This is a genomic window from Kitasatospora purpeofusca (assembly GCF_042691725.1).
GTDB classification, from domain to species: Bacteria; Actinomycetota; Actinomycetes; order Streptomycetales; family Streptomycetaceae; genus Kitasatospora; species Kitasatospora purpeofusca_B.
The window spans coordinates 2,854,646-2,866,948 of the sequence record NZ_CP170483.1; the positions used below are offsets into that span (position 1 = coordinate 2,854,646).

A 12,303-nucleotide genomic window follows, 5' to 3' on the forward strand; every position below is an offset into this window, starting at 1 on the left:
ACCCGGAGGCCCCCGTTGGCTCGATCCGCACTGGACGCCTACGCCGCGCTGCTCGACCGCTCGTTCGTCCGGATCGCGGAGGCGGCGGCCGACGGCCGGACCTTCGACCGCGCGGCGGTCGTGCGCTGTGCGGACGTCTGGGACAACAACACCTTCCCGCTGGCCGCCACCGCGCTCCGCCGGACCGCGCTGCGCCGGGAGCGGGCCGCGCGGGCCGGGCTGCGGTGGATGGCCGGGCTGGGCGAGGCGCGGTACGCGTGGATGCTGGAGCAGTCGGCGGCGGCCGGGCACCCGGTCGCGGGGCTGATACCGGCGCCGGAACCGGACGACCGCCGCCCCTACCGGGGGTACGGCGGGACGCTCTTCCCGGTGGCCGCGCCGCTGACCGAGCCGGCCGTGGACGGGTACGACCTCTCCTGCGGCCGCCTGCTGTGGCTGGAGGCCGAACTGTCCGGCACGCGGCTGCGTGCGGCCCTGGGCGTGGAGGTGCCGCGCACCTACGAGCTGCCGCGGCGGGACGGGACGACGGGGCAGGACGGGACGACGGGGCGGCCGGCACCGCGGCTGCTCCTGTCGCTGGACGAGGTGTCGGTCGCGGAGTTCGACGCGGGACCGTCCGCGACGGGCCCGCTGGAGTGGCGGGTGAACGCGGACGGGGTGGAACTGCGGGTGGCCGGGGTCGGGCTGCTCCGGGCGGCCCGGGCGACGGTGGGGATCGAGGATCCGTTCTGGCACCTGACCGGGGCCGGGCGGGCGGCGGACGCCGCGACACCGGTAGCGCGGCGGTCCGCACGGTTCGGCGGGCGAAGGCCCGGTCCGCCGTTCACCGTCTTCGACGGCGGGGCGCACCGGCCGGCGGCGCTCCTCGTGCAGCGCGCGATGCTGGACATCCGGATGGCGCGGCACCCCGAACACGTCTCCCGCGGCGCGATCCTGGAGCTCTGCCGGATCTTCGAGGGCGCCGGAACGGACCTGCTGGCGGCGGCACGGCGGGGCGAGGCGGGCGGGCGCGCCCTGATCGAGCGGTGGGTGGCGCGCGGCGGCGACGCCTGGGCGGGCTGGTTCGCGGAACAGCTCTCCTCGCGGAGCCGGCCCGGCCGGGCCGGGGAGTGGGCGGAGCACCTGGCCGACCGGCTGCGGGCGGTACCGGGGCCCGCCGCCGGGCCACGACCGAGGCCGAAGCCCGAACGGGCGGCGGTGCGACTGCTGGCGGTCCGCTTCGACGGCCACGGCCACGGCCGCGACCCGGACGAACCCGCCTCGGCGGTCGTCCACCTCGCCGTGCCGCCCGAGGAGGCCGGACCGTGGGGGCTGGTCGTGGCGAAGGCCGAGCGGCTGAAGCGGTTCCGGCTCGGCCCAGCGGCATTCGGCCCAGCGGCGTTCGGCACGGCGGGGGCGGTACACAAGGACGGCGGACGGCTGACGGTGGGCGCCGGCTTCGCACTGGAGCGGCGGTCCGGGGAATCTGGACAGGTGGGCGGGGGCGGTCGAGAATCGGTCCATGACGTCGCGTGAGAACCTGACCCGGGTGGTCCGGCCGTCCGAGGCCGAGCGGGACCGGGCCCTCGGGGTGCTGCGGGAGGGCGCGGGGAACGGCCGGCTGTCGCACGACACCTTTCTCGGCCGGCTGGACCTCGTCCTCCACGCGGGCAGCCGCGCCGAGTTGAACGCGGTGACGGCGGACCTGCCGGCCGGGAACCCGGTGGGGCGCTTCGTGCTGCGCGCGGTCGGGCAGGCCTCCGCGTTCAGGGTCCGGCTGGGCGAGGCGTGGAGGGCCGAGCGGCTGCCCGGGCTGAGCCTCCCGGAGGCCGGGGCCGGGCAGTTGACGATAGGCCGGATCCCCGGGTCGGGGCTGCGGCTGAACGACACGTCGGTCTCCCGGCACCACGCCGAGCTGCGCCGGGAGGGCGACGGCTGGGTGCTGTACGACCTCGGGTCGACCAACGGCACGCACGTCAACGGGTTCCGGATCGTCGGCGGGGTGCGGGTGCGGCCGGGCGACCAGGTCCGGTTCGGCAACCTGGAGTTCCGGCTCGCCTCGGGCTGAGCGGCCGCCGGTGCGGGAACCGGTGGCGCGGGAGCGTCAGTGCGGGAACTGGCGGGGCTGACGCTGGGCCGGCAGCGAGTCCTGGAAGTCCGCTATGACGCTGCTGATCTGACGCATCAGGACGGTCCTTTCGAGCCGGTCGAGGTAGCGGTGCTCGGCGACCAGCGCCTCCACCGTGACACCGAAGTAGAGCGTCATCAGCGGGTTGACGAAGAGGCTGCCGCCCTCGGTCCGGGTGGTGAACCGGACGTCGCCGAACTCGCCGCGCAGCGCGGCCGCCACCGAGCCGTGGACGATGCTCGGGTGCTCCGGGAACGCCGCCCTGGCGTGCTCGACCGCGTCCAGGTAGAGGACGCCCTCACGGCTGTCGCGCGGGACCGAGAAGGCGCCGAGGTAGCCGCCGGCCCGGTCGAGCGCGGCCAGGTTCTCCAGCACCAGCGCGTGGTTGACCCCGTGGTAGGCGTCGATGCCGAAACCGAGGCAGGCGACCAGGCGCTCGGGGATCCCGGTCAGGCCGGCGACCGCGGCGAGGCTCGCCATGTCCTCCTCGGGCGTGCCGAGGCCCGTCTCGTCGCCGCGCATCAGGATGTCGGTCCCGCCGTCGACCAGCAGGACGGCGTCGATGCCGAGCCGGTCGGTGAGGGCCCGGTAGGCGGCGCGCAGTGGCCGCACGCCCGTCCTGGGGAACGCCCAGACGGCGTCGGGCATGCCGTGCAGGCGGAGCCAGCGGGCCAGCGTCCGTTCCGGGAAGTAGCCCTCGGGGGCGGGGGTGTCGGGGCCGATGAGGGCCAGGTCGGGCTCCTGCCAGACGTCGATGGGCAGGGCGTCGAGCGCGCTGAAGGAGAGGTTGGCGAGGTGCACCTGCTTGCCGGCCGCGCGCAGGGCGAGGGCGAGCGGAAGGCCCGCGTAGACGTCGAAGCCGCCGCCCGCGCCGGCGATCAGGATGCGCTCGGCGGCGAGCAGACGGGTGATCAGCGGGGGCTGGAGGAGGGAGGCCACCGGGGGACGGTAGCACCGCGGACGGCGGCGGGAGCGGGGCGGACCCGGACCGGAACCGGGGCGTGACCGGGCGGGCCGGACTTGTCAGTGGCGGGTGCTTGGATGCGGGTATGGACCAGGACACCGTGCAGAGCACCCTTGCCGCCGAGGTACTGCGGGACGCCGAGGAGCGGGCCCGTGAGCTGATCCGGTGTGGCTTCCAGGAGCCGGACGAGATAGCCGAGTCCCTGGTCGATGACCTCGACGACCAGGGGCTGACGGTGGAGGAGGCGGAGCGGATCGTCGCTCCGCTGTGGCGGGAGCGTCTGCGGGAGCAGGCCGCCTGGCCGGAGACGACCGACATCGACCGGCTGGAGGCCGCCTTCGACGCCCTGGAGGAACTGGGCATCGTCGCCGCGATGGACTTCACCTGTTGCGCGAACTGCGGTTACGCCGAGATCGGGGGCGAGGCCGAGGAGGACTCGCGCGGCTTCGTGTTCTTCCATCAGCAGGACACCGAACGGGCCGCCGAGGGCGGCGCGTTGCTGCTGCGGTACGGCGGGTTCCAGGTGGACGGCGAGCCGACGGAGGCGGCCGTGCGGCGGACGGCCGGGGTCGGGCGTGACGTCGCCGCCGCGCTGACGGCCGCCGGGCTTCCGGTGGAGTGGGACGGCTCGCCGGAGACGGCGATCGCGGTCACGCCGATCACCTGGCTCAACCGCCTGCCGGAGTAGCGGCCGCACGCCGGACGCCGCGGCCGCCTGCCCGGGCAGGCGGCTCGGGCAGGCGGCCCAGGCAGGCGGCCCGGACGGGGTCAGCGGACGACGTGGAGTTCGGCGGTGTGCTCGCGCGCGTTCGCGTGGTGCAGGGTGATCGTCGCGGCGCCGATGACGGTCGCGGTGTCCTCGGTCAGGGTCTTGGTCTCGTCGCCGAGCTTGACCTCGGCCGTGGTGTCGGTGATCCGGCCGACGGTCAGCTTGAGGGTCTTGTCCCCGCCGAAGACCTCGACGGCGTGCGTGGAGTCGGCGGTCTCGGTGCGGACGGCGACGGTGCAGCTGTTGTCGTCGAGGCAGAGCGAGACGCCGCCCTTGCAGGCGGTGAGCCCGGCGCCGAGCAGCAGCGCGGCACCGACCGCGAGGGCGGCCGAACGGACGGCGGGCGCCCGGCGGCGGCCGGGCCGCGGACCGGGGCGACGGGTCGGAGGCGGGGTCGGGTGATGGTCCTGGTGGCGGGCGGTGGGCGCGCTGGTCATGGCACCGACGGTAGGCGGGCGCCGACCGTCGGGCATCGGCCCGCGGCGGTACCCGGCCCCTGGCCCGCCCCGGAGGCCGAGGGCCGCCGCCACCCCCGGGCCGGAGGGGTAAACCCCTAGGGGTTGACAGGAGTTGACGAGACCGGCAGCGAGGCCTCGATGCCGGCCAGCACGATCGCCAGACCGCGCTCGAAACGCTGCTCGAAGTCGTCGAAGAGTTCCCGGCTCGCCGCGGCGGCGAGGGCGTGCCCGGGGTCGATGTCGGCGGCCCGCCGGTCCGGGTCGTAGCCGGGCGCCCGCTCCCCCGGCACCGGGTGGACGGCCTGCTCCTCGATCACGAAGCCGATGGTGAACGCGTACGCGGTGGTGAAGGCCAGGACGGCGTCGCCGAGTTCGAAGCCCGCCCGGCCGAACACGGCGAGCAGGGCGTGCTGCCGCTCGGTGTGGCCGGAGTCGGTGAGCCGGGTGCCGCTGAAGACCTTGGCGCCGTCCCGGTAGCCGAGCAGCGCGGCGCGCAGAGCGCGGCAGGTGCCGGCGACGGCCTCCCGCCAGCTCTCCGGTACGGCGGGCGACCCGGCGGACATCCGGCGCAGCATCTCGGTGGCCATCTCGTCGAGCAGCGCCTGCTTGTTGGCGAAGTGCCAGTACAGGGCGGGGGCCTTGACGTCCAGCTCGGCGGCGATCCGGCGCAGCGTGAGCCCGTCCAGCCCGGTCTCGTCGAGCAGGCGCAGGGCGGTGTCGACCACCTGGGCGCGGTCCAGCTTCGGCGGCATGTCGCACGTCCCTCCGGGTGGCTGCTGTCGTTCCGGCATTGACAATTTAACACCGTTAAGCCGATGCTTCTGGACGTCCACCACTTAACAACGTTAAGGAGAGTGTGCGATGGCGCACGCCCAGAACCGGAACCGGACCGATGTGCTCATCGTCGGCGCCGGGCCGACCGGACTGACCCTCGCCTGCGACCTGGCCCGGCGCGGGGTGTCCGCACTGTTGGTCGAGCAGGCCCCGGCGCTGTTCCCCGGCTCGCGCGGCAAGGGCCTCCAGCCCCGCACCCAGGAGGTCTTCGAGGACCTCGGCCTGCTCGCCGCCGTCCACGCCGCCGGCCGCCCCTACCCGCGCATGCTGAACTGGGAGAACGGCGAGCGGCAGGGCGAGTGGGACCTCGTCGGGCACGCCGAGCCGGACCCGACCGTGCCGTTCCCGGCGGTCTGGATGATCCCGCAGTGGCGCACCCAGGAGCTGCTGCACGAACGGCTGCGCGAGCTCGGCGGCGAGGTCGCCTTCGGCACCGCGCTGAGCGGCCTGGACCAGCACCCCGACCGGGTCGAGGCCCGGCTGACCGGGCCCGACGGCACCGGGCGCACGGTCACCGCCCGCTACCTGGTCGCCGCCGACGGCGGCCGCTCCACCGTCCGCAGGGCGGTCGGCATCCCGATGGCGGGCGAGCAGGTCGACCCGCGGCCCGCCCTGGTCGCCGACGTCGAGATCGACGGCCTGGACCGCGAGAACTGGCACGTCTGGCCGAAGGCGCCCGGCGGTCCGCTGCTGCTCTGCCCGCTGCCGGGCACCACCGCGTTCCAGCTGTTCGCCCGGTTCGGCGCGGCGAGCGACGACGCCCCCGACGGGAGCGACCCGGCGCAGCCCGACACCTCGGCGGAGGGCGTCCGGCGGACCGTCGCCGCCCGCACCCACCTGCCGGAGTCCGCAGTCGGCGCCGTGCACTGGGCGTCCGACTTCCGGCCGCGCGCGGCGCTCGCCGAGCGGTTCCGGGAGGGCCGGGTCTTCCTGGCCGGCGACGCGGCGCACATCCACTCCCCGGCCGGCGGCCAGGGCCTCAACACCAGCGTCCAGGACGCCTACAACCTGGGCTGGAAGCTCGGCCAGGTGCTGCGGCACGACGCCGACGAGGCACTGCTGGACAGCTACGAGCAGGAGCGCCTGCCGATCGCCGCCGAGGTGCTGGAGATCTCCACCCGGCTGCACCGCGCGGGCGGGGTCCGGGCCGGCGGGCTGCGGCGCGGCCCGCGCACCGAGCAGCTCGGGCTGGGCTACGAGGACGGCCCGCTGACCGTGGAGGCGCGCCCCGGCCTGCCCGAGGACGCGCTGCGGGCCGGCGAGCGCGCACCCGACGCCCCGCTGGACGGCGCCGGGCTGGACGGCGCGCCGGCGAACGCCCTGGCCGGGCGCCGACTCTTCGAGCTGCTGCGCGGCCCGCAGGTCACCGTGCTCGCGATCGGCCGCGCCCTGCCGCGGCTGCCCGCCGGGGTGCGCGGGCACCGCGTCGACGGCGGCGTCGTGGAGCGGGCGTACGGGCAGGGCCTGTTCGTCGTCCGGCCGGACGGCTACCTGGGCCTGGCCACCTACGACCCGGCCGACCTGCCGGGATACCTGGCCCGGTTCGGCCTGCGCTGACCCCGCAGGCTCATGGCATACGCCAACGGCATTTGCCACGCGCGTAGATCAACGCCCGCGAGAAGGCGCGTCGCTCAGTCGACCGGCGCCTCCCACGCCCCGGGCGCCCCCCACAGCGGCGCCGTGCACCGCTGGTAGGTGGCCTGCCAGTGCGGCCAGTGCCGGGCCACCAGGTCGTCGCAGTCCGCGAGCAGCCGCTCGACCACCGCCGGCTCGACGCCGTCCAGCAGCCAGGCGAGCGCGTCCGGGCTGCCCGGTCCCTCGGCCGAGTGCAGCACGTCCAACAGTTCGGGCAGGCTGCCGACCCGCGAGTTGTCCGCGAAGACCCCCTCCATCCGCGGCAGCAGCTGGCGCTCCTCGATCCGCAGGTGGGTCTCCAGCCGGGCCGCCAGGTCCTCGATGGCGTAGGCCACCGGCCAGACCGAGCCGGTGTCCCGGCTGGCGATCCGGACCAGGGTGGTGACCCGGGTGAACGAGTGGTCGAGGTTGTGGTGGTCCGACTCCAACCAGTTCAGCAACAGCCGCAGCTCGGGCGCGAACCGGCGCACGATCGGCCAGATCCGGGTGTCCTGCTGCTCGTGGTGACAGGTCAGCATGGCGGTGACGAAGGTCCAGTGCCGCAGCAGCGCGGCGCCCTTCTCGTCCTCGCCGGGCTGCAGCAGGCGCAGCGCGTTGGGCAGTCTGGCGAGGTCCCGGCGCAGGGCGGAGTGCACCAGCCGCAGTCCGGCGAAACGGACGGCCTGCGGTTCCTCGTCGGCGACGCGCTCGTGCGTGGGAGCGCCCTGGGCGGGCACGGCCGGCGAGGCCGGGGACGCTACGGGCAGCAGGTGGCTGGGCATGGCACTCTTTTCACGCTCGGACAGCTTGGCTCGACCTGGCACAACCGGCGGGCTGGCTCTCCCACCACAGTGGTGGGAGAACATCAGAGGCGAATCAATGTCCGATTGACGTGCAGCTCAGCGGCCGTTCGGCCGGTTCCGGCGGGCGGGCCGGCGAACGCGGCGCAACATTTCGCCGCGCCCGTCCCGTGTATCAGGACGAGGGTGCGTCACACGCCGCACCGGGGAGCCGACGAGGAACAGCGAGGCGCCGGATGTCACCGGATCAGGAGCGGACGTTCGACGAGTTCGTCGCGGGCCGGTACGCCGCGCTGCGCCGCACCGGGTACCTGCTCTGCGGCGACTGGCACCTCGCCGAGGACCTCGTGCAGACCACGCTGGTGAAGCTCTACGCCCGCTGGCCGCGGCTGCGCGAACCGGAGGCGGCGTACGGCTACGCCCGGACGACGCTGGTCCGCGCCTACATCGACACCCGACGGCGGCGGGGCTCGCACGAGCTGACCGCGCCGGAGCCGGCCCTGCTCGTGGAGGACGGCCGCAACGGCGGGCGGGCGGCCGGGCCGCAGGCCGACCCGGAGCGGCGGCTGGCGTTGCTCACGGCGCTGGCCCGGGTCAGCCCGGCCTACCGGGCGGTGCTGGTGCTGCGGTTCTGGGAGGACCAGTCGATCGAGTCGACGGCGGCGGCACTGCGGCAGAGCTCCGGCGCGGTGAAGTCCGCGACCAACCGTGGCCTGACCCAACTGCGGGCGATCCTCGGTGACTCGGTGCACGAGATCGCCGCGGGCTGACCCGACCACCGCGAGCTGACGAGGAGAGGGAGGGCCATGGGCCAGGAGGACCGGGAGGACCGGGAGTTCGGCGCCGAGCAGGTGGGCGCGCTGTTCCGCACGGTGCTGGAGCAGCCGGAGCCCGCCGTACCGGCGGTGGGTCCGCAGGTGAAGCGGGCCGGCGGCCGGCTGCGGCGGCGGCGGCGCCTGGTGGCCGTGACGGCGGCGGCGGTCGCGGTGACGGCGGTCGCCACGGCAGGGGTCGCGGTGACCGGCCGCTCCGGACCCGGCGCCCCGGCCGCGGCCCCGACCACCGGCCCGGCCCCGTCCACCGCCGTCACCCCGAGCACGCCGGGCACGCCAAGCACGGCGGACACACCGAGCGCCGAGGACCCGCAGGCCGCCGACCGGCGGCTCGACGCCGTCGGCCACGCCGATCTGCTCCGGTTCCTGCGCGACCACCCGTTGCCGGGCATCACCGGGATCGACGAGAACCCGAGCTCCCGCGAGTTCACGATGCAGCGCCCGGACGCCGGCCGGGTCAGGTTCATGCGGGAGTTCGAGGGACCCGCCACCTCCCCCGACGAGCGGCAATCGCCCTGCGCCGCCCGGACGCTCCCGAACGGCGGGACGGCGGACCCCGACGGCGCCGACTGCCTCACCGTGCCGCTGCCCGACGGCGCAGTGGCGTGGGTCCTGCACCCGGGCCACCGCGACCGGCCGACGTCGGTCTGGATCCGGCTCATCACCGCGCAGGGGCGGAAGTTCACGCTGAGCTTCGACTCGGCCCCGGTCGCCGGCGTCCACACCACCGTGCCGTTGGAGGCGGTGCGGGACCTCGCCGCGACGCCCGGGTTCGTCCGGGCGGTCGACGAGGGCTGGCGGGACTCGGCGGTCCGCTGAGCCCGCCGGCCCGCCCCCGTCAGTCGCTCTGCGGCCCCGCGAGGTTCTTGCTGAGCCACTGCAGGGTGTCCGGGATCATCTTCTTGAAGTCGCTGGTCAGGTGCTTCCCGCCGGGCTGCTCCCAGTACTCGACGGTGAGCGGCGGCGCGGCCTTGGCGACCCAGGCCTTGACCAGCTTCATCTCGTACCCGTTGGCGCCGCCAGCGGTGGCCAGCATCCGCACGTCGGCCTTGCCCTGGGCGACCAGCAGGTCGGGGCTGTTGGCCTGGCGCTCGCTGTCGTAGCCCTTCCAGAGCGGCGAGTCGGGGTTGAAGTAGCCGTCGATCGGGACGGCGGCCTTGAACTTGTCCGGGTGCTGGAGGGCCAGCTTGGCGCTGCAGAACGCGCCGGTGGAGGCGCCCATCAGGCCCCAGCCGTCGCGGCCCTTCACGGTGCGGAAGTTGGCGCGGACGAAGTCGGGGATGTCCTCGGCCATCCAGGTGCCCATCTTGGGCTGGCCCGGGATGTCGGCGCACTCCAGGGCCTTGGCCTCGTTGGAGTCCAGGTTCTGCACCGGCATGATCATGATGAACGGGTGCGCCTTGCCCTGCTTGGCGAGGTCGGCGTCGAGCTCCTGGATCGGCAGCTGGTTGTCGGTCCAGGTGTTGTAGCCGGCGCTCTGCCCGCCCGCGTACAGGGTGAGCACCGGGAAGCCGGTCTTCGCGTACTTGGGGTCGTTGTACTCCGGCGGGAGCCAGACCCAGACCTTGCCGGTGACCCCGGACTTCGGACCGGTCAGCGTGGTCATGGTGATCTGGCCGGCGGCGGTGTCCCTGGCCTTGCTGAACGCGGCCTGCGGGCCGGTGGGCATCAGCACCTTGCCGGACGGCGCGGGCGGCGCGGGCGGCGCGGTCGTGGCCGGGGCGGCCGCGGACGAGCTCGACCCCGCCGCCGGGGACCCGGGCGCGGACGAGGAGCCGCCGGCCCCCGCCGAGGCGGTGCCGCCCTTCGCCGCGTCCCCCGACTTCCCTGCGTTCCCGCCGTCCGCGCTGCCGCAGGCCGCCAGCGCGGCGGCCAGGGTGAGGACGGTGGCGCCGGTCAGCACGGCGCGGAAACGGGAGGACTGCGGCTGCACGGTGAGAACTCTCCGACCAGTGTCGCGCCCGCTCCCACGGAGCCGGGCGGTGGCCCCCGGGTGGGGCCGGACAAGCCCGGGGCGCGGCTGTCTGCGAGACCCCCGGGAGGCTGCGCACCACCCTCGCGGGGGCACGCCGTCCTGCGATCCTATGACGTGGCCCACCGCGCCCCGGTTGCGCGTTGGCCAGCACCTATCCAATGTTTGTTCCCGATCGGGTAAAGCCCCCCACCACCCCTCCCAACCGGCGGGGCCCCCTCCCCCGCCGATCGACGGGGGGCCATCCGAGCTGCCGGGCTTGCAGCGCTGGCGGGGCGCGCCCGGGGTACCGCGCACCCCCCCAGAGGACGCCTGGCTCGCCATTCGGAGCAAAGCGCCGCCCTCGAACTCGGCGAACCGTTGGCGCCCTCGCCCGCAGGTTGTTCTTCTCAGAACGTCCAAGCGTTGCCGGGATCGTCCAACCACACCCGATGGCTGCCGTCGGCGGCAACCGTCAGGCCGAATCGCGCCGGGCCGGGGCGGCCATTGCTCAGCCACCACCGGTGAGCGGCCTCCACCTCATCCCACAGACGCCGACTGCCGTGTTGGTAGACGGCAAACCCGCCGTTGCCGGATACGTCGACGGCCGCCCAGGACGTCGCGTCGGTGGTGGCCACCCATAGCCGGCGGACGACCCCGTCGACCGGTTCGTCCTGCCAGGCGCGCCAGACATCGGCGAGCCACATGCCCACGGCGAACGCCGCGACCGGCTCGCCGGTCACCACTTCCGGGTCGAGTGCTGACAAGGACTCGACCGGTACGTGCTCATCACGCACCACGTCACGGAAGATGCGAAGGTCCACGCGCTGGCCACGCATCAGCATGAACGCACTGTGCGGGCTGAACCTCCCTTCCGCAGTGCCACCGGAAACCTCCAGACGAACCAGGCCCCAGCAGATCCAGGGGTTGTCCCATGGGGTGAGGATCAGCCCGCCCGGCCTGGTCTGCCTCAGCCACGCACTGGGTACTCGGCGCACTGAGCAGGTGGCCAGAAGCCGATCGTACGGGGCGCGGATGCCCCAGCCCAGGCTCCCGTCGCCGCAGACGACTTCCGGGTACCGGCCGGCCGTGCTGAGGTGGGTGCGGGCGGAATCGGCCACCTCGGGGTCCACCTCGATACTGGACACCTGGCCGTCCCCCAACCGGTGGGCGAGCAGTCCCGCGTTCCAACCGGTCCCGGTGCCGATCTCCAGGACCTTCATGCCGTCCTCAACCGCCAGTTCTTCGAGCATGCGGAACACGACCGACGGCGCCGAGGCCGACGACGACGGCCAGGGTTCGTCCTCGGGGAGTCGGCCGTCGTTGACCTGCGTGACCACCGGCGCGTTGGCATAAGCGGCTTCGTACCAGCGCTCCGGCTCGCTCCGGAGATCGCAGGGGCTGTACCCGTCACCGTCGAGCAACCAGACGCGCTCGGGCAGGAAGTGGTGGCGGGGGACGGCCCGAGCTGCGTCCTGCCACTCGGGGGCCACAGAGTGGCCGAGGTCGACGCTGACAGCCCGGAGCAGGCCGCACGTGGCGGCCTGCTCCGGCCGGTGCTGGTTGGCGGTCACGCGTGCTTGCCGCCCGTATCGGACTTCTGGGTGTCAGGGCTCGGCTTACTGGTGCCCGGGTCCTTGTTGCCGGCGTGCTTGCCCGTGCCTCCGTCATTGCTGCCGGAGCCACCGCCCTGCCCACCGCCGGACTGGCCTCCGCTGCCGCCCTTACCGGTTCCCCATGCCATGCGAATCTCCTCCTACTGGTCGCTGCTGGTACCGGTCGGGATCGGACCGGGGTCCGGCGGCCCCGGGGTCTGCGGCTTTTCGATGGGCGTGGTCATGCTCTCTGCTCCTGGGTTCTTGCTCAGTGAGGCAAACCCAGTGAATGGCAGGACAGTTGCGGTAGCCCAGAGCATCGGCAACGCAGAAACCAGGCATAATCGGCGCACTGTCGGCTCCGACCTCGGAGAACGT

Annotated in this window: 13 protein-coding genes; 6 read left to right on the forward strand and 7 right to left on the reverse strand. The window is 74.3% G+C overall.

Going from position 1 to position 12,303, the window contains the following annotated elements; genetic code table 11:
- Positions 1 to 15: 15 nt before the first annotated feature.
- Both ACFCLZ_RS11855 and ACFCLZ_RS11860 read left to right on the forward strand, forming a co-directional pair.
- Positions 16 to 1,515 carry a hypothetical protein gene (locus tag ACFCLZ_RS11855; RefSeq protein WP_380284847.1) on the forward strand — a complete coding sequence of 500 codons (1,500 nt, stop codon included), beginning with the start codon at positions 16 to 18 and terminating at the stop codon, positions 1,513 to 1,515.
- Positions 1,502 to 2,047: an FHA domain-containing protein gene (locus tag ACFCLZ_RS11860; RefSeq protein WP_380284848.1), complete on the forward strand. Its 546-nt coding sequence runs from the start codon at positions 1,502 to 1,504 to the stop codon at positions 2,045 to 2,047. The genes ACFCLZ_RS11855 and ACFCLZ_RS11860 overlap by 14 nt, the downstream gene beginning before the upstream one ends.
- 36 nt (positions 2,048 to 2,083) lie before the next feature.
- On the opposite strand, the gene ACFCLZ_RS11865 is transcribed toward ACFCLZ_RS11860, so the two are convergent.
- Positions 2,084 to 3,046 (reverse strand): DUF1152 domain-containing protein, encoded by a 963-nt coding sequence (locus ACFCLZ_RS11865; RefSeq protein WP_380284849.1) that lies wholly within the window; start codon positions 3,044 to 3,046, stop codon positions 2,084 to 2,086.
- Positions 3,047 to 3,156: 110 nt separating this feature from the next.
- Here ACFCLZ_RS11865 and ACFCLZ_RS11870 point away from each other — a divergent pair, with 110 nt between their 5' ends.
- Complete coding sequence (locus ACFCLZ_RS11870) at positions 3,157 to 3,759, forward strand: DUF6891 domain-containing protein (RefSeq protein ID WP_380284850.1); 603 nt, start codon at positions 3,157 to 3,159, stop codon at positions 3,757 to 3,759.
- Positions 3,760 to 3,839: 80 nt separating this feature from the next.
- Here the strand turns inward: ACFCLZ_RS11870 and ACFCLZ_RS11875 are convergent, their stop codons facing one another.
- On the reverse strand, positions 3,840 to 4,277 hold the full coding sequence (locus ACFCLZ_RS11875; RefSeq protein ID WP_380284851.1) for a hypothetical protein: 438 nt from the start codon (positions 4,275 to 4,277) through the stop codon (positions 3,840 to 3,842).
- A 116-nt stretch (positions 4,278 to 4,393) separates the two neighbouring features.
- The gene (locus ACFCLZ_RS11880) at positions 4,394 to 5,050 is read right to left on the reverse strand and encodes a TetR/AcrR family transcriptional regulator C-terminal domain-containing protein (protein ID WP_380284852.1); all 657 of its coding nucleotides are present in this window, start codon (positions 5,048 to 5,050) and stop codon (positions 4,394 to 4,396) included.
- Positions 5,051 to 5,159: 109 nt separating this feature from the next.
- On the opposite strand from ACFCLZ_RS11880, the gene ACFCLZ_RS11885 reads away from it, so the two are divergent.
- A complete protein-coding gene (locus ACFCLZ_RS11885) occupies positions 5,160 to 6,689 on the forward strand; it encodes an FAD-dependent monooxygenase (protein ID WP_380284853.1) in 1,530 nt (509 codons plus the stop codon).
- A gap of 74 nt (positions 6,690 to 6,763) precedes the next feature.
- Here ACFCLZ_RS11885 and ACFCLZ_RS11890 read toward each other — a convergent pair whose 3' ends face one another.
- Positions 6,764 to 7,528: a hemerythrin domain-containing protein gene (locus tag ACFCLZ_RS11890; RefSeq protein ID WP_380284854.1), complete on the reverse strand. Its 765-nt coding sequence runs from the start codon at positions 7,526 to 7,528 to the stop codon at positions 6,764 to 6,766.
- A gap of 254 nt (positions 7,529 to 7,782) precedes the next feature.
- On the opposite strand from ACFCLZ_RS11890, the gene ACFCLZ_RS11895 reads away from it, so the two are divergent.
- Both ACFCLZ_RS11895 and ACFCLZ_RS11900 read left to right on the forward strand, forming a co-directional pair.
- The gene (locus tag ACFCLZ_RS11895) at positions 7,783 to 8,316 is read left to right on the forward strand and encodes a SigE family RNA polymerase sigma factor (protein WP_380284855.1); all 534 of its coding nucleotides are present in this window, start codon (positions 7,783 to 7,785) and stop codon (positions 8,314 to 8,316) included.
- Positions 8,317 to 8,352: 36 nt separating this feature from the next.
- Complete coding sequence (locus tag ACFCLZ_RS11900; protein ID WP_380284856.1) at positions 8,353 to 9,198, forward strand: hypothetical protein; 846 nt, start codon at positions 8,353 to 8,355, stop codon at positions 9,196 to 9,198.
- A 19-nt stretch (positions 9,199 to 9,217) separates the two neighbouring features.
- Here the strand turns inward: ACFCLZ_RS11900 and ACFCLZ_RS11905 are convergent, their stop codons facing one another.
- The 3 genes from ACFCLZ_RS11905 to ACFCLZ_RS11915 all read right to left on the reverse strand — a co-directional run bounded on the left by ACFCLZ_RS11905 (position 9,218) and on the right by ACFCLZ_RS11915 (position 12,074).
- Positions 9,218 to 10,312: an alpha/beta hydrolase gene (locus ACFCLZ_RS11905; protein ID WP_380284857.1), complete on the reverse strand. Its 1,095-nt coding sequence runs from the start codon at positions 10,310 to 10,312 to the stop codon at positions 9,218 to 9,220.
- A gap of 428 nt (positions 10,313 to 10,740) precedes the next feature.
- The gene (locus ACFCLZ_RS11910) at positions 10,741 to 11,904 is read right to left on the reverse strand and encodes a methyltransferase (protein WP_380284858.1); all 1,164 of its coding nucleotides are present in this window, start codon (positions 11,902 to 11,904) and stop codon (positions 10,741 to 10,743) included.
- Positions 11,901 to 12,074 (reverse strand): hypothetical protein, encoded by a 174-nt coding sequence (locus ACFCLZ_RS11915; protein ID WP_380284859.1) that lies wholly within the window; start codon positions 12,072 to 12,074, stop codon positions 11,901 to 11,903. The genes ACFCLZ_RS11910 and ACFCLZ_RS11915 overlap by 4 nt, the downstream gene beginning before the upstream one ends.
- Positions 12,075 to 12,303: the final 229 nt, after the last annotated feature.